A 416-nucleotide genomic window follows, 5' to 3' on the forward strand; every position below is an offset into this window, starting at 1 on the left:
GGCGCATGTCTTCAATACCCTGGCGCGCTTCACTCGACAGCTACGGGAGCTGTATCGGCAGCTCGGCGTGCGCGGTGCCATCGCCTTCCTCCGAACCTCCTGCGCCGCTCCCTGGCTCGATCCCGCGCGGATGCGCGTCCTCCTCACCGAGCCCTTTCTGCTGCAACTCGAATGACCTTGCCCGGGCTTGCCCAAGACCTCTTCCCAAGCACAGCGCTCTCCGCGCCGGTAAAGGCTCGCCTGCCGATCGTAGCGGAGATCCAACGACCTCTCGACAGCCTCCTGATTGACCCTGCACCATCCGCGCCGCAATCGCCGCTCTGCCGCCCGCTACCCGCAATCTGACCGCGCAGGCGGCGAAAGCGGGGGGGTCCGGCCAACGGGTCCGATTCGGCCGGGTCATGCGTCAGGGCTGC

This window comes from Candidatus Accumulibacter vicinus, assembly GCF_000584955.1.
GTDB lineage: Bacteria > Pseudomonadota > Gammaproteobacteria > Burkholderiales > Rhodocyclaceae > Accumulibacter > Accumulibacter vicinus.